Annotated in this window: 16 protein-coding genes; 9 read left to right on the plus strand and 7 right to left on the minus strand. The window is 36.6% G+C overall.

Annotated features, from left to right (window positions below):
- The first annotated feature begins 632 nt into the window (after positions 1-632).
- The 8 genes from ACFINE_RS01295 (at position 633) to lpxB (ending at position 9,705) form a co-directional block, all read left to right on the plus strand.
- Positions 633-1,448 carry a phosphatidate cytidylyltransferase gene (locus ACFINE_RS01295; RefSeq protein ID WP_375613469.1) on the plus strand — a complete coding sequence of 272 codons (816 nt, stop codon included), beginning with the start codon at positions 633-635 and terminating at the stop codon, positions 1,446-1,448.
- 15 nt (positions 1,449-1,463) lie between these two features.
- On the plus strand, positions 1,464-2,612 hold the full coding sequence (locus ACFINE_RS01300; RefSeq protein ID WP_375613470.1) for an RIP metalloprotease: 1,149 nt from the start codon (positions 1,464-1,466) through the stop codon (positions 2,610-2,612).
- Between the two features lie 202 nt (positions 2,613-2,814).
- A complete protein-coding gene (gene bamA, locus ACFINE_RS01305) occupies positions 2,815-5,211 on the plus strand; it encodes an outer membrane protein assembly factor BamA (protein WP_375613471.1) in 2,397 nt (798 codons plus the stop codon).
- Between the two features lie 65 nt (positions 5,212-5,276).
- Positions 5,277-6,323, plus strand: coding sequence for a UDP-3-O-(3-hydroxymyristoyl)glucosamine N-acyltransferase (gene lpxD, locus ACFINE_RS01310; RefSeq protein WP_375612127.1), 1,047 nt, complete (start codon positions 5,277-5,279; stop codon positions 6,321-6,323).
- A gap of 1 nt (position 6,324) precedes the next feature.
- On the plus strand, positions 6,325-6,792 hold the full coding sequence (gene fabZ, locus ACFINE_RS01315; RefSeq protein ID WP_375620785.1) for a 3-hydroxyacyl-ACP dehydratase FabZ: 468 nt from the start codon (positions 6,325-6,327) through the stop codon (positions 6,790-6,792).
- Positions 6,793-6,816: 24 nt separating this feature from the next.
- Complete coding sequence (gene lpxA, locus ACFINE_RS01320; protein ID WP_375609506.1) at positions 6,817-7,641, plus strand: acyl-ACP--UDP-N-acetylglucosamine O-acyltransferase; 825 nt, start codon at positions 6,817-6,819, stop codon at positions 7,639-7,641.
- A gap of 2 nt (positions 7,642-7,643) precedes the next feature.
- Positions 7,644-8,516, plus strand: a complete 873-nt coding sequence (locus ACFINE_RS01325; RefSeq protein WP_375612129.1) for an LpxI family protein — start codon at positions 7,644-7,646, stop codon at positions 8,514-8,516.
- Positions 8,509-9,705: a lipid-A-disaccharide synthase gene (gene lpxB, locus ACFINE_RS01330; protein ID WP_375620786.1), complete on the plus strand. Its 1,197-nt coding sequence runs from the start codon at positions 8,509-8,511 to the stop codon at positions 9,703-9,705. The genes ACFINE_RS01325 and lpxB overlap by 8 nt, the downstream gene beginning before the upstream one ends.
- Positions 9,706-9,725: 20 nt before the next feature.
- On the opposite strand, the gene ACFINE_RS01335 is transcribed toward lpxB, so the two are convergent.
- The 7 genes from ACFINE_RS01335 to gltX all read right to left on the minus strand — a co-directional run bounded on the left by ACFINE_RS01335 (position 9,726) and on the right by gltX (position 17,753).
- Positions 9,726-10,499: an amino acid ABC transporter ATP-binding protein gene (locus ACFINE_RS01335; RefSeq protein WP_375620787.1), complete on the minus strand. Its 774-nt coding sequence runs from the start codon at positions 10,497-10,499 to the stop codon at positions 9,726-9,728.
- A gap of 79 nt (positions 10,500-10,578) precedes the next feature.
- On the minus strand, positions 10,579-11,286 hold the full coding sequence (locus ACFINE_RS01340; protein ID WP_375620788.1) for an ABC transporter permease: 708 nt from the start codon (positions 11,284-11,286) through the stop codon (positions 10,579-10,581).
- Positions 11,283-12,005: an ABC transporter permease gene (locus tag ACFINE_RS01345; RefSeq protein ID WP_375620789.1), complete on the minus strand. Its 723-nt coding sequence runs from the start codon at positions 12,003-12,005 to the stop codon at positions 11,283-11,285. The genes ACFINE_RS01340 and ACFINE_RS01345 overlap by 4 nt, the downstream gene beginning before the upstream one ends.
- Positions 12,006-12,084: 79 nt before the next feature.
- Entirely contained in the window at positions 12,085-12,837 is a 753-nt protein-coding gene (locus tag ACFINE_RS01350) for a transporter substrate-binding domain-containing protein (RefSeq protein WP_375620790.1), read from the minus strand.
- A gap of 468 nt (positions 12,838-13,305) precedes the next feature.
- Positions 13,306-14,058: a transporter substrate-binding domain-containing protein gene (locus ACFINE_RS01355; protein WP_375620791.1), complete on the minus strand. Its 753-nt coding sequence runs from the start codon at positions 14,056-14,058 to the stop codon at positions 13,306-13,308.
- Between the two features lie 707 nt (positions 14,059-14,765).
- Positions 14,766-16,061, minus strand: coding sequence for a citrate synthase (gltA, locus tag ACFINE_RS01360; RefSeq protein ID WP_375613475.1), 1,296 nt, complete (start codon positions 16,059-16,061; stop codon positions 14,766-14,768).
- Positions 16,062-16,322: 261 nt separating this feature from the next.
- Positions 16,323-17,753 (minus strand): glutamate--tRNA ligase, encoded by a 1,431-nt coding sequence (gltX, locus tag ACFINE_RS01365; RefSeq protein ID WP_375620792.1) that lies wholly within the window; start codon positions 17,751-17,753, stop codon positions 16,323-16,325.
- A gap of 111 nt (positions 17,754-17,864) precedes the next feature.
- On the opposite strand from gltX, the gene ACFINE_RS01370 reads away from it, so the two are divergent.
- Positions 17,865-20,123: a ComEC/Rec2 family competence protein gene (locus tag ACFINE_RS01370; protein WP_375620793.1), complete on the plus strand. Its 2,259-nt coding sequence runs from the start codon at positions 17,865-17,867 to the stop codon at positions 20,121-20,123.
- The last annotated feature ends 273 nt before the right edge of the window (positions 20,124-20,396 follow it).

Below are 20,396 nucleotides of genomic sequence, written 5' to 3' on the forward strand. Positions count from 1 at the left end.
TGCAGGAAGGTGTTCTATCATTTTGATATGGGAGAGACTGATTTGAAAGGGCAGATGTTTTAATTTTTTAGTCTGCGTGATAAATCATGCCCTTTGCTGGGAGACACTATTTAACAGCATGGTGCGGGTTTTTAGTTGAGCACGTCTTTGTTAAAATGCATAATGAAAGCATTATTAGAAATTATTCAAATATTCTAAGATGAAGGTTGAGGAAAGAATATAATGCAAAAAAACAAGTCTAACCTTTCTCTTATTTCTCATTATAAAACATGTGAGTATAATTGATCAAGCAGATGTTATGTGGCGTAATTCATTTTTTAATGACGAATAGTTGATAGAAAAGTGTTTTTATACGAAACCTATATTAGTTAATTTGTATGGGGCAGAGGTAACTGCTTTTTCATTTTATATTTGAGAAAATATTAAAAAAATATTTTATAATTTTGACGGAGATTTTTGAAGCTGTTTTCATTGATTATTAGTTTCATAAGCGCTATCTTAGTAGACTGAATTATTTATGATAAATTATAAGAGAAATTATACAGGTATGAGATAAAAATACTGCGTAGGGGAGTTTTTCTTGCGTTAATTTTAGAGCTTGTATTTTCTATTTTTATTGTTTGGATGTTGTTTTGTCTAATTTGGTTTATCGTATTCTGACAGCTTTTGTTTTTGGCATTATTGCGTTGTATCTAACATGGTTGGGAGGAAACTTCTTTTTTTTATTTGTATGGTGTATTGGCGGTTTTGTTCTTTATGAGTGGATGAGTATTACTAAAGAGAAATGGTGTATTTTACAAAAAATATTAGCAAGTATCTTTTATTTAATCTTTGGCTTTTTTTTAGTATTGAGTGTATCTGCTTCATTGATTTTTTGTGTTTTAATCGTTTTAGCTACAGTGTTAGCTATTATATCTATAAAAAAGAGTGGTTGGGTTTTTTGTGGTTTTTTATATGCATCTTTTCCTGTTGTTGCTTTATGCTTTCTACGGGATCATGAAATGTTGGGGTTCCAAGTTGTTATTTTCTTATTTACGATAGTGTGGGGAACAGATATTGGTGGTTATTTTATCGGACGTGCATTAGGGGGCCCTAAATTAGCACCACAATTTTCTCCTAATAAAACATGGTCAGGAGCACTTGGTGGTACATTTGTCGGAGTTTTCGGTGGTATATGGGTTGCTTTTGGATTTTTTGATATAAATTTAGCCAGTTTTTTTGTGCCACTCCTTACACTTGTTTTGTCAATTGTTTCACAATTGAGTGATTTAGGGCAATCATGGCTCAAAAGACGGTTTTCTGTTAAAGATTCTAGTTCTTTATTGCCTGGACATGGTGGTTTTATGGATCGTATAGATGGATTGGTAGGGGCAGCTTTTCTTCTTTATTTAATTGGTTCATTTATGTCTGATATGGATGCGCCTTTTAATCTTTTTAGTATGATCTAATTGGGAGAAGATAGTTTGGAACTTTTAAATCATATCGTCACTATGGGTGATTTTCTTTTAAGAAGTTTGAGTATTCTTTTCATCATTATGATTATCATTTTTGTGCACGAATTTGGGCACTATCTCATTGGTCGGTGGTGTGGTATTAAGGCGTTAATTTTTTCGCTTGGATTTGGACCAGAAATAGCGAGTTATACAGATAAGCATGGCACGAAGTGGCGTTTAGCACTTATCCCCTTAGGAGGTTATGTAAAATTTGTTGGGGATGAGGAAAAAATCGATACGGAATCATCCCAATCATCTCTGATTGTTGATGGTTCATTTGCTAGTGCGCATGCTTGGAAAAAAGCAGCAACTGTTTTTGCCGGTCCTTTCTTCAATGCCCTTTTTACTGTTGTTATTCTAACATTTTTTTTCTTTATCTATGGTCGTGTAGCCATTGAGCCCGTTGTTGGTTCTTTGGTAAAAGATAGCCCTGCTCTTCAATCCGGTTTGGAATTAGGTGATCGTTTTGTTGAAATGGATGGACGACGGGTTGAAAGCTTTGAAGATTTGATGAATTATGTAGCTTTTCACGGAAGAGAACCCATAGAGTTTAAAATAGAACGCATGGGGCGAGTCTTTACAACGATGATTACCCCGAAAGTCGTTGAGCGAGATGATGGATTTGGTAATCGAACACGAAGTGCTATGATAGGTGTAGGTGTTCCTGTTGATTTAAATAATCCTGCACGTTTAGATCCAACTTATATAAAACATATTCGCTATGGTTTTGTAACAGCTGTAAGAAAAGCGTCAGACCGTACTGTGTTTATCGCCACTCAAACCGTTCTTTTTATGAGTCGTTTAATAGGAGGCAAAGAGGATCGTTGTCGGCTAAGTGGACCTTCTAAAACCGTTAAAATTGCTTGGAAAGTGAGCGAGACAGGTTTTATCTCTTTGTTGAATTTGGCAGCTTTTCTTTCAATAAGTGTTGGGCTTATTAACCTTTTTCCGATTCTACCGCTTGACGGTGGGCATCTTTTATTGCATGTCATTGAGGTCATTACTGGGAGGAAAATATCTGCTAAAATTCAGGGAATCGTTTTTCGTTTAGGTTTTTCCATTCTTCTCCTTTTTATGATCTTTGTCTTTTTTAATGATTATTTTTGTTGGTTTAGCTAATTAAATTATGGAAAACGCTTTATAAATTAAGTAATAATAGCAAAAACAAATTGAAGGTTGTTTACCATGTCTACAAAATGTTGTGGCGTTGTACATTATAATGAGTAATTAAGGAATGAAAAGTCTCGCTGTAAAAAGGTTGTTATGGCAGTTAGCTTTTAAGGCATCATGTCCAAGGAACGAGAGTAAGGTAAAAAAGCCAATGACTACGAATTCAAAGTTTTTAAATGCAGCATCTGTATTGGTGTTAAAGATGGGGATGTTTGCCCCAGCAACGGTTTTTATGTCAATTGCTGCGGTCGGAGAAATACAAGCGTCTGTAGTCCGCTCTATTGAGGTTCGTGGGAATAAGTTTGTAAGTTCTCAGGCGATTCGAGACAATATGGGGATTAAGGTTGGGCAAGGTGTTTCCAGTGGTGATGTTGATAGTGCTGTGAAGAACCTTTTCGAATTGGGTTTATTTTATGATGTTAAAATAAATCCGGTGGGTGATAAATTGGTTGTATTCGTAAAAGAATATGAGGTTGTCAATCAAATATTGTTTCAAGGAAATAAATCTTTTAAAGACCCAGATCTTAAGCGGTTTATTTCTTTAAAACCGAATGAGCCTTTTAATTCTGCTAAGCTTTCTGCTGATATAAATACAATTCGTGAGGCTTATAAAACTCTTGGTCGTAATAATATCACTGTTAACGTTCAAACGATTAACCTTGGAAAAGGGCGGGTTAATGTGGTATTTAATGTCGTTGAAGGGAAAAAAACAAAGATTGGTGATATCACTTTTAAGGGAAATAATGTCTTTGGAAGTCGTCGTTTGCGTGATGTGATTTCAACAAAAACTTCAGGAATTTTTTCGAAGTTGTTGGGAGGTGATGTTTACAGTGAAGAGCGCCTCGCTGTTGATGAAGAAGCTTTACGTCGCTTTTATTATAACCGTGGTTATGCAGATTTTCGTGTAGTCTCTTCTAAAGCAACTTTTGATGCAGCAAGCAATACGTATAAAATTTCTTTCGTTCTTGATGAGGGTGCGCTCTATAAAATTAGCGATATTCAGGTTGAGAGTGATGTTGATGGAATTGACGTTCAATCTGTGAAAAGGATGCTTAAAACCCAGCCAGGTAATGTTTATAGTGCAGAAGATATTGAACAGTCTGTTGCAACTATTAATAACAAAGTTGCTGATTCGGGATATGCTTTTGCTAAAGTTGAACCGCGGGGAAATCGTAATTTAGCAAATCATACAATTTCAATTTTATATAATATTGAACGGGGTACACGTGCTTATATTCAACGTATTGATATACGTGGCAATGAGAAAACGCGTGATTACGTCATTCGCCGTGAGATTGATTTAAACGAAGGAGATGCTTACAATCAAACTTTATTACAGCGGGCAAAACGTCGTCTAGAAAGTTTAGGTTTCTTCAAAGCCGTTAATATTTCAATGGTTCCTACAGATCAATCTGACCAAGTTGTTTTGGTAATAGATGTCGTTGAAGCTTCAACAGGAGATCTTTCTCTTTCTGGAGGGTATACAACAGGGGGAACAAGTCCTGGTATGTCACTTGAAGTTTCTGTTACTGAACGTAATCTTGGGGGACGTGGTCAATATGTTCGTTTAGGATTAGGTGCGGGGCAAGAAAAATCTCGTAATTATAATTTATCATTTGTTGATCCTTATTTCTTAGGGTATCGTTTATCTGCTGGTGTTGATGTTTTTCGTAGTACTTATCGTGCTGATAAAGCCTATGATGTACGGCAGACAGGTGGATCGCTGCGGTTTTCGTTACCTATTAATAATCAATTATCTGCTAATGTAGCTTATTCTTATGTGCAGGAAGAATATGATTTTGGCGGAGAGTATGATTTTGACAAAGAGAGTGACATAATAGAATTATATGGGAAATATTCTGGTGCGATTGTTCAAGCTGCAAAACACAGCCCTTGGAAACGTTCATCAATTAGTTATGGTTTCACCTATAATACGATTGATGATATGAGATCCCCCCATGATGGGTGGTACGTGCATCTGCTTCAGGAATATGCAGGGCTTGGTGGGAGTGCAAAGTTCTTGAAGACCACGGGTAAGGCGATGATGTACAAGACTCTTTCTGACCAGAAGGATATCGTTGGTTTGCTTTCCTTTGGGGGTGGTTATATCCACGGAATGGGCCGAGATGGTGTTCGTATTTTCGATATGTTTAAAGTAAATTCTGATATGATTCGAGGGTTCAAATATAATGGAATAGGTCCGCGTCAGGTTTCCAGTAAGGGTGAGGTTTATTTCTTGGGGGGAACGACATATATGAATGCGACTGCTGAAGTACAGTTCCCTATCCCTGTCGTGCCTGAAGGATTTGGGTTGCGCGGTGCTTTATTTGCGGATATTGCCACGCTTTATGGCAATAATTATAAAGCCGTTTTTAAGGGTGAACCGTCTGTTACCAATACCAAAAGTGCTTGGCGTTCATCTGCAGGTGTGAGTTTGATGTGGGATTCTCCGTTTGGTCCTTTGCGTTTTGATTATGCTTGGCCAATAACGAAGCAGGAAGGTGATCGTTTGCAACAATTGAACTTTGGTATTTCTACGAAGTTCTGATTTGAGCGATTTTAAGAAGGAAAAACTTGAAGAGAATAGCTTAAGCTGGGAGAGAAAGTGTTTTGATGGCGGATACATTTTTTTTTACGCCGTCCCGACGATTGACAGTTGCAAATGCTGCTGAGTTGACGGGTGCAAAGCTTCTTAATCCAGAGTTTTCTCATAAAGTTATCAATACTCTTTCTTCACTTGAGAGTGCTGTGGAAGGTTCGCTTGTTTTTGTAGAGCATCGGAAGTTTTCTGATGCTTTACTGGACAGTTCTGCTGTTGCTGTTTTGTGTACGAATGAGATTGTTTTTAAAGTTCCCGAAACTATGGCAATTTTGGTGACATCCACACCACAGCGTGACTTTGCTCAGATTGGTCGTATTTTGTTTCCAGATTCTGTCAAGCCAATGCCTTGGTTGGGGCAGAAGGGGATTTCATCGCATGCGCATATTCATCCAACGGCTAAGTTGGCACATGATGTGTGTATTGAAGCGGGAGCTGTTATTGGTAAAAATGTTGAGATTGGTGCAGGAACTCTTATTTCATCCACAGCTGTTATCGGTGAAAATTGCCGTATTGGATGTGACTGCTATATTGCTCCTAAGGTAACAGTTCAGTGTTCTATAATAGGTGATAAGGTTCAGCTTTATCCTGGTGTTTGCATTGGGCAAGATGGTTTTGGTTATGTTGGGGGCGTTTCTGGAATCGAGAAAATTCCACAGCTTGGTCGCGTTATTATTGAGGATGGTGTAGAAGTTGGTGCGAACACGACAATTGATCGTGGAACATTTCAAGATACTGTTATTGGTGAAGGAAGCAAGATTGATAATCTTGTACAAATTGCCCACAATGTCAAAATTGGACGCTATTGTCTTATTGCCGCTCAATGTGGCATTGCGGGAAGTACATCTATAGGGGATATGTCTCAGCTTGGCGGAAGTGTGGGAGTAGCTGATCACATCATAATAGGTAAATCTGTTCAGATTGCTGCTCGTAGTGGTGTTATGAATGACATTCCGGATGGCGAAAAATGGGGAGGTAGTCCAGCGCGACCATTTAAACAATGGTTTCGTGAAGTAGCGGCGTTGCGCAGTATGGGAAAAGTTAAAAAGGAGAAACGCTGATATGATCAGCAATGAAAAAACTAAAAACTTAGAGGCTGTCGATATTGAAAAGCTATTATCAATATTACCGCACCGTTATCCATTTTTATTAATTGATCGTATCGTTGATATTGATGGTGAACAAGAAGCGATTGGTATTAAAAATATAACGATTAACGAGCCACATTTTACGGGACATTTTCCCTCAAAGCCTGTTATGCCTGGAGTTTTGATTTTAGAAGCTATGGCACAAACGGCAGGAGCAATAGCACTTTTAAATTTAGGCAATAAGCAAACAAATTTAGTTTACCTTATGACGGTTGATAATGCGAAATTTCGTAAGCCGGTTATGCCTGGTGATCAGCTCAAGATTCATGTTCAGCTTTTGAAAAAAAGATCTGGTATGAGACGTTTTTCATGTGTTGCAAAAGTAGAAGATGTCCGCGTCGCTGAAGCAGAAATTGCAGCAATGATTGTCGAAGAAGAATAAACGATATTTGATGGGAATTTAAAAATGTCCGGTACGAAAATCCATCCAACTGCTCTTGTGGAGAAGGGAGCGCAGCTTGGTGAGAATGTACGCGTTGGACCATTTTGCCATATTAGTTCAGAGGCTGTTATTGGTGATGAATGTAGTTTGACAAGTCATGTTGTAATAATGGGAAAGACAACGTTAGGAGCCAAGAGTAAAGTATTTTCTCATGCCGTTTTGGGGGCAGATCCGCAAAATAATAAACATAAAGGAGGGGCTACAACTCTTTTTATTGGTAAGAATTGTACGATTCGTGAAGGTGTAACAATGCATAGGGGGTCCGATTCGAGTGTAGGAATGACAGTTGTTGGTGATAATTGCCAATTTTTTTGTTATGCGCATATCGCTCACGATTGTTATGTAGGCAATCATGTAACATTTGCCAATAACGCAATGATTGCTGGTCATGTTACTATTGGTGATTATGTGATTATTGGTGGTGGTGCTGCTGTTCATCAATTTGTTCGTGTTGGACATCATGCATTTATCGGCGGCGTATCTGCACTGGTTGGTGATCTGATACCTTATGGAACAGCTGTTGGTGTGCAGGCAAAACTTGCTGGACTCAATATTATTGGCATGAAGCGTGCAGGACTTGAGCGTCAAGATATTCATGCACTCCGTCATGCGGTTGCTATGCTTTTTGATCATAGCAAACCATTTAAAGAGCGTGTCAGTGATGTTGCTTCTTTCTATTCTTCTTCTCAGTCTGTTTCTGAAGTTGTTAATTTTATTAAAGAAGAAGGAAAGCGTTTTTATTGTACACCAAAATTTGAAGGTGTTAGAATAAAAGAACATAAGGATTAAAAATGCCTATTTGGGGAGCCAGAAGTTTTCTTTCCGGCCGTACTGCTATTATAGCAGGAAATGGTGTTCTACCGATTACTGTTGCGCAGACTCTTGAGAAGAATGGAGAAAATCCTTTTCTTGTGCTTTTGCATGGTGAGGCAGATTCTGTTCTTTATCGCTATGAGCATTGCGAGCTATCAATTGTAGAGTTAGCACGACTCGTTAAAATTTTAAAAGAGGCTGGTGTATATAATGTTGTTTTGGCAGGTGGTGTAAAAAAGCGTCCACTTCTTAAACAATTGCGACTGGACTGGACAACATTTTTAGCTCTTCCTAAGTTAATCGGAGCTTTGAAGAGGGGAGACGATGCATTATTAAAAGCTTTTATACGAGTTATTGAAGCACATGGTTTTTGTGTTATCGGTGCTCACGAAATAGTCCCAGATCTTTTAGCTCCCATAGAATTTAATTTAACAGTACGGCGCGCTACTCCAAAAGAGAAAAAAGATATTTTTTTAGCAGTAGAAGCAGCAAAGCTTTTAGGTCAATTAGATATCGGGCAAGCCGTTGTCGTTGTCCAAGGAAGGGTGGTTGCTCTAGAGGGCGCTGAGGGAACTGATAATATGTTGTGGCGTATTTGTGAAATGCGAGAAAGAGGGCAAATTCCCCTTAAAGGTGGCATTCTTGTAAAATGCGCAAAACCACAACAGGATAATCGCGTTGATTTGCCATCAATTGGGCCCGCGACAATAATGAATATTGCAAAGAGTGGTTTATCTGGTGTTGCGGTGGAGGCAAATAGAAGTCTAATATTATCAGTGAAAACAACAATAGAAAAAGCCAACAAATATTCTTTATTTATAGAGACATTTGAAAAGTTTGGTCATGAATAATTGTTTCTTAAAGATTGCAGTGGTTTCAGGTGAGGAATCTGGTGATTTACTTGGGGCCGATCTAATTTCTTGTTTATCACAACAGATAGGATGCAATATTCATTTGATTGGTGTTGGGGGGAGCCATTTAAAGGCATTAGGCTTAAAAAGCTTTTTTGATTCCCATGATATTGCTTTAATAGGTTTAAAGGAGGTGTTGAAAAAACTACCATTGTTGTTGCTACATATTCGCAATTTATCCAAATTTATTGCACAAGAACAACCTGATTGTTTAATTATTATTGATAGTCCTGATTTCACGCATCGTATTGCAAAAAAGGTACGTGCTTTAGCGCCTTCTATTCCTATCATTAAATATATTGCACCGACCGTTTGGGCATGGAGGCCAGAGCGTGCGAAAGCTATGTGTGGATTTGTTGATCATGTTTTAGCGGTTTTTCCTTTTGAAGAAAAGATTATGCAAGATTTGGGAGGCCCTGCCACGACTTATGTTGGACATCGTCTTTTGACATATACTCCCCTTTTGAGAGTTCAGTCAGAAAAAAAAAGCCAATTAGAACACAGAAATTTGATCGATACACAAACATTATCGCCTACATTAGTTATTTTGCCAGGATCACGCAATTCAGAAATTCGTTCCTTAATGCCTATTTTTCGAGAAACAGTAGAGATTCTTGTACAACGTATTCCTCATTTACGTATTATTTTACCAACCTTACCTCATTTGGTAGATAGAATCTGGGACTTTGTGCAGGGCTGGAAAAGCAAGATAGAAATTGTAGTTGGTGAAGATGAAAAATGGCGTGCTTTTGCACAAGCAGATGTTGCTCTTGCTGCACATGGAACTGTTTCACTTGAATTAGCCTTAGCAAAAGTTCCTATGGTTCTTTGCTATAAACTTGATTTCTTTTCTAAAATATTTATTTTTCCTAAAATGATGTTATGGAGTGCTGCTCTTCCAAATATTATTTCTGATAAGCCTATTGTTTCGGAATATTTGAATGAATTAATCCGTCCTGGCATGTTAGCAAGACAGGTAGAACAACTTTTGGCTAATCCTTTATTGCGACAGGCACAACTTGATTCCTTTGAGATGGTAGAACAGAAAATGAAAACTGAAGTACCATCGGGGGTTGTTGGCGCACAAACAATTATCACTCTTTTAAAAAGCAGGAATAAAATTGTATAAATAAAGCAATATTTTAATGATTAATATTTAATTTTAGCAAGAAAATTACAAGCACGTTGGCTTTTAGGATTGGTAAAAAATTCTTCAGAGGCTGTATCTTCAACAATTTTTCCATTTTCTAGAAAGAGTATTCTTTCTGAGACTTTACGTGCGAAGCCCATTTCATGGGTAACACAAAGCATTGTGATCCCTGTATCGGCCAATCGAGCCATCACTTCCAAAACTTCTCCCACACTTTCTGGATCAAGGGCAGAGGTTGGTTCATCAAAAAGCATGACTTCGGGTTCCATACAAAGTGCACGGGCAATCGCAACACGTTGTTGTTGCCCACCAGAAAGTTGTAAAGGATATTTTTCACAGTGTTTTTCAATACCAACATGCGTTAAGTAACGAATTGCCCGTTCTTTTGCTTGTTGTTTGGAAAGGCCCTGAACTGTCATAGGTGCTAAAATACAATTTTGTATAACGCTCATGTGGGGAAATAAATTAAAGTTCTGAAAGACCATTCCTATCTTACGAAGAACATTTTTTTGCTGTTGTATAGGTGCAGTATGGATATCAACGTTATGGATACAGATTGAACCTTTTTGTGCTTGTTCTAATTGATTAATACAACGAATTAACGTTGATTTTCCTGATCCGGATGGTCCACAAATAACGATATGTTCACCAGCTTGAACATTAAAGTTGATATCATGTAGGACCTGAAAGTTTCCATACCATTTATTTAGATTTCGAATAGAGATCACTGGTTTTTTACTGGGAGAGATCGATTTATTATTTTTCAAATTCATCTTATTTTATTCTTTCATTGATGAAGAACTTGATTAATTCAACATTTTGGTTTGGTAAAGTTTTTTATGATCATTTTATTTACCGTAAATGTCGAGTGAGGCGCTGCTCGATAAAAACAATAAAACGATGAATGAGTTCAACGATAAAGAGATAGATAAGAGCAGCCCAAACGTAAACTTGAAAATCGAAAGTCCGTGAATAAGCGAGTTTAGCAACCCCCATTAAATCATAAACAGTAATAAGTGAGGCAACAGCACTGGATTTAATCATTAAAATCAACTCATTTCCTAGGGGGCGTAATGCTACAATCATTGCTTGTGGAAGAATAACTCTAAAAAATGTGACAGAGTTGCTTAAACCTAAAGCTTTTGATGCTTCGCGTTGTCCAGTTGTTACGGATAGAAAACTTCCTTTAAAGATCTCAGATTGGTAGGCAGCAGAATTGAGTGTAAAAATAAAAAGACAACAATACCACGCGTTTTGAAAAAACCACCATAGCCCCACCTGTTGCCAAAAACTGTTCATTGAACCAAGCCCATAATAAAAAAGAAAGAGTTGAGCTAATAAAGGAGAGCCGCGGAAAAAATAGACATAAGCATTTGCAAAATATTGTAAAAATGTATTCTTTGATAGACGTGCAAAAGCGATAATCATACCCAAAAAAAGACCTAGAGAACAAGAAATAGAAACAAGCTCAACAGTAATAATAAAGCCATTAATAAATTTTGGTCCATAATGGCTTAAAAGATCAGGATTAAAAAGGAAATAAAGCCACTCAGGAATCATTGACCTAGCACCTTTTTATAGCCTATTTGAGTGTATGTTTCCAAATGGCGTAAGATTGCAGTAAAAAACGCTGAAAATAACAAATAGAGTAAGCATGCTATAAAATAAAATAGCATGGGTTTATTGGTAGCAGCGACAGCTAAATTCGTTTGTCGCATGAGGTCAACAAGCGCGATTGTAGAAACAAGGGATGTATCTTTCAGTAAAGTAAGCCAATTATTAGAAAGTCCTGGTAAGGCATTTCGGATGAGCTGAGGAAAGACAATACGAAAAAATGTGGTTGTTCGCGAAAGACCTAAAGCTTTAGCCGCTTCATATTGACCTTTATCAAAAATATTAAATGCTCCAAGCCAAACTTCACAAGAAAAAGCTGCAAGAACCATACTAAGAGCAAGAACACCAGCAACAAAAGCATTGATACTGAACATGATTTCAAAATTAAAATAGTCAAATAAATTTTGAATAAGGCTTTGTAATCCGTAGTAAACTAAAAACAGAGTTAAAAGCTCTGGTAATCCACGAAACACCGTTGAAAAGAGACGTGCTAGAGCTTTAGCTATCTTAATATTGGATCGAATCATTACTGCATTGAGAAGTCCTAGAGGAAATCCTAGAAGGCCACAACATAACGCCAATGACAATGTCATTCCTGCACTGGAAAGTATAACCGCTCCCCATCCCCCATTGCTAAATGATAGCAATGCTAAATTTTCAATCATTCTTGTGTTCCTCATGAAAGAGTTAGATAATATTTTTTAGCAATAACCAACGGGTTTCATTTAAATATCATATTGATATTTAATAAACATCACTTGTAAAATATTTTCTCATAATTTTCTCATAAGTTCCATCCAAACGAATTTCTTTTAGCGCCTCATTGAGCTTATTTTTAAGATCATTATTATTTTGACGGACTGCAATTGCAACAGGAAATCTTGTTTCTTCTAGAGTTCCTAGGAGGGAACAGCAATCTTTTCCTTCATTTTTAAGCCAATTTAATGCTTGTAATTTATCAACAATAATCACATCAAGTCGATGATTTAAAAGATCACGATTCACTTCGATTGTGGAAGGATAGAGTTTTATTTTCACCTCTTCAGAGGCAAAATGATCTTCTGCATAGAAAGCTTGTGTTGTATTGGATTGCACACCAAGATTTTTACCTCTAAAATCTTTTGTCGAGATTTCTTTAATTCCCGAAGCTTTGGTAACAATAACAGCCAGTGCTGTATCGTAGTAAGGATCTGTGAAGTCAATTTTTTGTAAGCGATCTTGTGTGAGAGAGAGGGAAGCAATGATAGCATCATATTTTTTTGCAATAAGTCCGGGGATCATTCCCTCGAAGTCTTGTGTGACAATAGTACATTCAATATTCATTTTTTTACAAAGTGCGTAAGATATATCAATATCAAATCCTTGCAGTTTGTTATTTGAGTCAATATAACTAAAGGGAGGATAGGTGCCTTCACTCGCAATTTTTAATGTTTTCGCATCAGCCAATTGGGTGAATAGTGCAGCGCTTATTATAAGAGCTCCAGCTAATAGTTTCATGATGTTCTCCTATTGGATAAGCGGGCAATATGAAATCATTATGTTTTTATAATCTGTAAGCTTTTTGGGAGCAATTCAAAAATTTATTGATGTTTATTTTAGATCATTATGTTGGACATTATTGATAAAAAAAGAATAAATATCTTATTGCTTGTATGATAGCTTAATTTTCACGAAATGTTTGATTTGAATCATTTCATGAGTCAAAACTGCGGATTTTTCTTGAAAATAAGGCTATTAAATTTGGACATAAAGAAAAAATTAGATTTTGATACGATAAAAATACAACCTTATTGTTGTCATTAGATTCTACAAAATGTTTAGCTCTCAAGGAGCAATTAAAAGTTATTTTGATAAATGTAAATTTTCTTATAAAAAAGCCGAATTTCTAATTATATCTGCATGTCCAATAAAGATTTAAAAAATACTCCTTAAATATACAGATTGAGTTTTAATTCATAGTGCTATCTAATTGATATCGAAAGTAAAATATTTTCTCATAATTTTCTCATAGGTTCCATCGGCGCGGATTTCTTCTATTGCTTTATTAAAACTATTTTTAAGATCATTATTATTTTGACGGAGTGCAATTGCAATAGGAAAATTTGTTTCTTCTAGAGTTCCCAAGAGGTGACAGCAGTCTTTTCCTTCATTTTCAAGCCAATTTAATGCTTTTAATTTATCAAAGATGATGATATCAAGCCGATGGCTTAAAAGATCACGATTAACTTCTGTTGCTGTAGGATAAAGTTTGATATTAACTCCTTCAGAGGCATAATGATCTTCCGCATATGCAGCTTGTGTTGTATTTGATTGTACACCAAGGTTTTTACCTCTAAAGGCTTGTGTTGAGATTTCTTTAATTTCCGAACTTTTGGTAACGATAACAGCGAGTGCTGTGTTGTAGTAAGGATCTGTAAAATCAATTTTTTGTAAGCGCTCTTTTGTAGGAGAAAGGGAAGAAACGATAGCATCATATTTTTTGGCAAGAAGACCGGGAATCATCCCCTCAAAGTCTTGTGTGACAATAGTACATTCAACATTCATTTTTTTACAAAGCGCATAAGATATATCAATATCAAACCCTTGCAGTTTGTTATTTGAGTCAATATAACTAAATGGCGGATAAGAAGCATCGCTTGCAATTTTCAGCGTTTGAGAATTGGCCGATAGGGTAAACAGTGTCGCGCTTATTATAAGAGCTCCTACTAATAATTTCATTATGTTCTCCTATTAGATAAGCTGGCAAATATGAAACCATCATGAATTTTTATAATCTGTAAGCTCTTTTGGAGCAATGTAAAAAATTTATCTGTGTTCATTTTGCTATCATTATGCTGAATATCATTATCAAAAAAATAAATTCTTTTTATCAAGTATAGGAATAAAAAATATAGGAAAGAAGGTCACCTCTTATTGATTATAGGGTGATTTTTAATAATTTTATTTAAAAATCAATAATTTATCTTTAAAAGAAAAACTATCAACTTAAATACAAAGAAAATTTCAGCTTTTAACAGAACAAAATGTAAAAGTGTTTTTATTCTAATTAGAGAAGCACTTAATGTAAGCTTTTTGCAATTTTATCTGAAGAAGATAGAAAGAAAAATTCTGACATTGCTAGATTTTAATATGTAATAAGGCTTTTAAACATGGGGGAATGATAGGGAATACATTTTCATTAAAGATAATGAGGATTATAAGGTAAACTTTTCAATTTCTTTTTGCTAAATGTTTGGCTAATTTGCAGAAGAGTATTCTCAATTTCTTTACAGAGCTAAAACTTAGAATTTTTTAGTAAATTTTTATGATGATGTTATCTCTGTAGAAAGAGTTTTAAAATCACGTTTTATAAAAATTTTTAAAGGATGTTTTTTGATTACTCTCAATAAAGCTTCAGTAAATTGAAGCTTTATTGATTTCTTTTTTTAATTTGCACGTTCATCTATAGGAACATAGTCACGCATAGCATAGCCTGTGTAGAGTTGTCGAGGACGACCAATTTTTTGTGCAGGGTCTTCAATCATTTCTTTCCATTGTGCCACCCACCCGACACTGCGCGCCAATGCAAAAAGGACAGTAAACATTTCAGTTGGAAAACCTAGAGCTTTTAATGTAATGCCGGAATAGAAATCAACATTGGGATAAAGCTTTTTCTCAATAAAATATTCATCACTTAAGGCAATTCTTTCAAGCTCTATTGCAATATCAAGAAGAGGGTCATCTTGAATGTTGAGTTCTTTTAAAACTTTATGACAGGTTTTTTGCATGATTTTTGCACGTGGATCATAATTTTTATAGACACGGTGCCCAAAGCCCATAAGGCGGAAAGAATCATTTTTATCTTTTGCACGTGCAATAAATTCAGGAATTCTTTTAATAGAACCTATTTCTTGTAGCATTTTTAGGCATGCTTCATTGGCACCACCATGTGCTGGTCCCCAAAGGCATGCAACACCTGCTGCAATACAGGCAAACGGATTAGCACCTGAGGATCCAGCAAGACGTACCGTAGATGTAGAAGCATTTTGTTCATGATCTGCATGAAGGGTAAATATTTGATCCATCGCCCGAGCAAGCACAGGGTTTGTTTTATATTCTTCACAAGGAACAGCAAAGCACATATGGAGGAAATTTGCAGCATAACTAAGATCATTACGTGGATAAACAAATGCTTGTCCAATACTGTATTTATAGGCCATAGCAGCAAGCGTTGGAACTTTTGAGATAAGACGAACAGAAGCAATCATTCTCTGGTGAGGATCTGTAATATCAATAGAGTCGTGATAGAACGCAGACATAGCGCCAAGGCAGGCAACCATGACGGCCATAGGATGAGAATCACGACGGAAGCCATGGAAGAAGCGTGCAAATTGTTCGTGGACCATGGTATGCTGCATAATACATCGATCAAATTCATTTTTTTCTTGCTGTGTTGGGAGTTCACCATAAAGTAAAAGATAACAACTTTCGAGAAAGTCTCCTTTTTCAGCCAATTGATCAATAGGATAACCACGATAAAGCAATATGCCTTTATCACCATCGATATAAGTAATTTTTGATTCACAAGAAGCTGTTGAAGTAAAACCAGGATCATAAGTAAAAATATCGGTTTTTTTATAGAGAGAAGCAATTTCAATGACTTCAGGTCCACTCGTGCCTTTACGCAAGGGAAGCTCTACTTTTTTATCATTCACAATAATATATGCGTTATTCTCAGACATTCGGTATTCCTTTCAGATCCTTCACTTCTAAAAATTAAGACTCTGCTTCATCAGAGTGGGGGATGTATAACTGAAGCTTTTCTTACTTATTTAAGGGTAGATTGCCTCTAAAAGTGAGTACATGCAATCTAAAAATATTTCCTTATTGATCATTATTACTCAATAAGAAATGTATTTCAATGATATAACATAAAAAACTCTTTTAGGGCGCGTTGAGATATCTGTATAGATCCTTATTTGAGGAAATATACTCAGTGCACATCATGGGCATATTGTTGTGATAAGTTGGTCCTTGATGCGATGAAGGGATTCATTGCGTCCTAATAAAATAAGAATATCCAAAACACCTGGTGATGTTGCACATCCTGTAAGAGCTGCGCGAAGTGGTTGGGCGATAGATCCAAATTTGAGATTCTGTGTTTGTACACAAGAGCGAAGTGTTTCATCTAGAGTTTTTGTATCCCAAGAGGGGCAAGCTTTCAGAGCAAGATAAAGATCGTTTAAAATGGTTCGTCCATTTTTATCTAAGAGTATTTGAGCTTTTTCATCAAGTTGTAAAGGTCGTTGCGTAAAAATGAAGGAGGCATTGTCAATCAGTTCGCACAGTGTTTTTGAACGTTCTTTCAAATGCGGGATTGCTTTTAAAAATTGAACACGGCGTTTTTCATCAAGTCTTTCAATAATTTGTGCTCCCCTATCGGTTTCTGGTAGAATATTAAGAGCGGCATCAAAAAGTTCTTGATCATTACTCATACGCATATAGTGTCCGTTGATGGAATCGAGCTTTTTGAGATCAAAACGAGCAGCACCTTTGTTAATATCCTCAATATCAAACCAAGAAATCATATCTTTAAGGGACATCAGTTCGTCATCACCATGACTCCAACCTAAACGGACAAGGTAATTGCGCAAAGCAGCAGGAAGATATCCCATTGTTCGGTAGGCATCAACACCGAGCGCACCATGTCGCTTTGATAATTTTGCACCGTTTTCACCATGGATAAGAGGAATATGGGCCATAACAGGAATGTCCCATCCCATTGCTTTAAAGATAATCATTTGTCGGGCTGCGTTGGTAAGATGATCGTCACCACGTATAATATGTGTGATGCCCATATCATGATCATCAACGACAACAGCATGCATATAGGTAGGCGAACCATCAGAACGCAAAATAATGAAGTCATCGAGATCTTTATTAGGAAAACGGACATCACCTTGAACACGATCATGTACAATCGTTTCTCCATCTTGAGGGGCTTTGATGCGAATAACAGGCTTAACATCTTTAGGAGCTTCGGAACTGTCACGGTCCCGCCAACGTCCATCATAACGTGGTGGGCGCCCTTCTGAACGGGCTTTTTCACGCATTTCAGCTAACTCCTCAGGTGAAGCATAACAATAATATGCTTTGCCATTCTTGACCAACTGTTCAGCGATTTGGCGGTGACGTTCTGCTCGTTCGAATTGCGAAATAGGGGCGCCATCATAACTAAGACCCATCCAGTGCAAGCCATCTATAATGGCTTTTACAGCTGCTTCTGTTGAACGCTCTCGGTCTGTATCTTCAATTCGTAAAAGCATTTTTCCACCGGTATGTTTTGCATAAAGCCAATTAAAAAGAGCAGTACGAGCACCACCAATGTGAAGGAAGCCAGTGGGTGAAGGGGCAAAACGAGTAATAACAGACACGAATATTTTCCTTTAAACTAAGATATTACTTATGGAATTTTATAGACAAGTCATGTTAGCATAAGTGATGGGGCGTGCAATAGCCGTATTGCGAGTTAAAGTGGGGGACTGATGTTTTATAAAAGTAAAGAGGGTTTATCCGAAAAATCTGTTACAGAAAGAAAAAAGCCATGTCAGATAGGGCAGAGTGTTTTTTCTAGGTATGATGATGCAAAGAACAGTAGCTATAATCAACAAAAACTTTTTTTATTGACACTCTTAAAAGAAGTAATCATTTTTTTTCGCAAATGGTTAGAAGATTGTATTAATAAAGAAGTTTCTTTTGGTATCCTTTTTTCGCTGATTTTAGTCTTTTTTGCCCTAGGAATCATTTTCTATTTTCATTTAGAGTGGGAACCGAGTTGGGGACAATTGGGGGCGTTGGTCAGTATTTTTCTGGGAATATTCTATGTAGCACGTTTTTATCGAAAAATAACGATTCCCGTGGGGTTTCTGTTTTGTATTATATTGGGTGCTTTAGCGGCAAAAATAGAAACGTGGCGTATTGCAACACCCATGCTAAGCAGTGACATTGTCACTACATTGACGGGAAGAATTGTTTCTATTGAGTCAGATGCCAAAGGAGGATTTCGTTTAGTTTTGGATATTTTGAATACAGAAAATCCCGTATTACGCCATAGTCTTCATCGTGTTCGTTTATCGGCAAGATATTTGCCATCTGGCTTAGCGATTGGTGATGGATTGCATGGAAAAGTTAAGATTCGTGCATTCTCTGGGCCGGTGCGTCCAGGAGGCTACGATTTTAGTTTTCATAATTATTTTAAAAGAATTGGAGCACAAGGCGTTTATTTAGGAAAACCAAGAAAAATATCCGTTTCGCAGCCTGATGGAATATTCGCTATCATTCTACAGAAAATTGAAAATTTACGCACGAAGATGACACAAAGAATCCGTATAGCCCTTGAAGGAGAAAAGGGGAGTGTTGCAGCTGCCCTCATAACAGGGCAGCGTGCTGGTATTTCAAATGAGACAAATGAAGCATTACGTACAGCTGGATTAGCTCATATTTTATCAATATCAGGTTTACATATGGCGTTGTTAAGCGGCATAGTTCTTTTGAGTATCCGTAGTTTTTTAGCATTTTTTCCAGTTTTTTCTTCCTATTATTCCAGTAAAAAATTTGCTGCTATCGTTGCTTTTATGATAACAGCTTTTTATTTGTTATTGTCGGGCTTAGCAATATCAGCGCAAAGAAGTTTTGTGATGATTGCTGTTATGTTGGTTGCTATATTGTGTAATCGCTCTGCTATAACAATGCGTAATTTTTCCATTGCAGGGTTGATAACTCTGGCGATGACACCCCATGAAATATTAGGTCCTAGCTTTCAAATGTCCTTTTCTGCGACTGCTGCTTTGATCGCTTTTTTTGATTGGTGGAGTGGAAGATCATTTTTTCGTAAAAGAAAAACAACTCCCTCTTATGTTGGAGGGGGAGTGATAAATTTTGTTTTCTTATCGATTCTTTCAACATGTGCTTCTTCCTTTGTTGCAGGGAGTGCAAGTGGAATTTATGCTGCTTATCATTTTTCTAATATGGCATCTTTGAGCATTATCAGTAATGCCTTTGCTTTGCCTGTCATCTCAATTTTTGTCATTCCCTTTGGATTAATCGCAGTTCTTGCAATGTTAGGAGGATTCGAATGGCTTCCTCTTCAAATTATGGGTTTTGGAGTTGATCTTGTAATAAAGATTGCACATGCTATCAAGGCTATTTCTCCTGATTTGAATCCTGGTTTTATGCCGTTATCAGCGTTAGTTTTATTGAGCATAGGCTTGGTTGGACTGACTTTTTGCAAAACACCCATCCGGCTCTTTTTTAGTTTGTTTATTTTGGCAGGTGTTTCTATTTGTGTATTGCATTCACCTGTACAACTGATTATAGCAGATAATATGCGCCTCGTGGGCGTTATTCATGATAAAAAATTATATATTGATCGTTACCATATTTCTAAGTTCACGACATCCATATGGAAAAAGTCATTTCGTGTGAATGAAACGATTAAACCAACAAAATATGGTCCTTCGTTACACGGACAATTTATTTGTGATTATCATGTATGTACATCTTTATTGGATAATGGATTAAAAGTGATCGTTTTACAGAGAGAAACAGATCAATGTGTAGAGGCAGATATTCTCATTCAGACATTTGTGATGCATAATCCAACTTGTTACAAGAAGGCAAAAATAGTATTTATACCTCAACAATTGTTATCACGAGGAAGCGTTATGATGACCAAAGGTGGAGATATTATTTGGTCTTCGCTAGGGTTTCATAGACCATGGAATATGCACAGACAGCATTCATAAAAACATATAATCAGTCATATTTTGCTTCACATTTGGATAATGACAAAACAAAAAATAACAGAAGACTTTTCTCATAATATTTTACGGTATTTAAATTGGTAAGTTTATCAACGTTATTGAAATGAGATAATAATCTACAGTTTTCTAGAAATAGATGATTTTTTATATCTGATCATTTTAATTTTTTCAAAAAAATTGATATGTGCATCTTTGTGCATCCTATTGATAGCACAAAATAAATCAAAAATTCTTATTGAATGAGAAAAATGCTAA

The organism is Bartonella sp. AA97HXZ (assembly GCF_042196985.1).
GTDB lineage: Bacteria > Pseudomonadota > Alphaproteobacteria > Rhizobiales > Rhizobiaceae > Bartonella.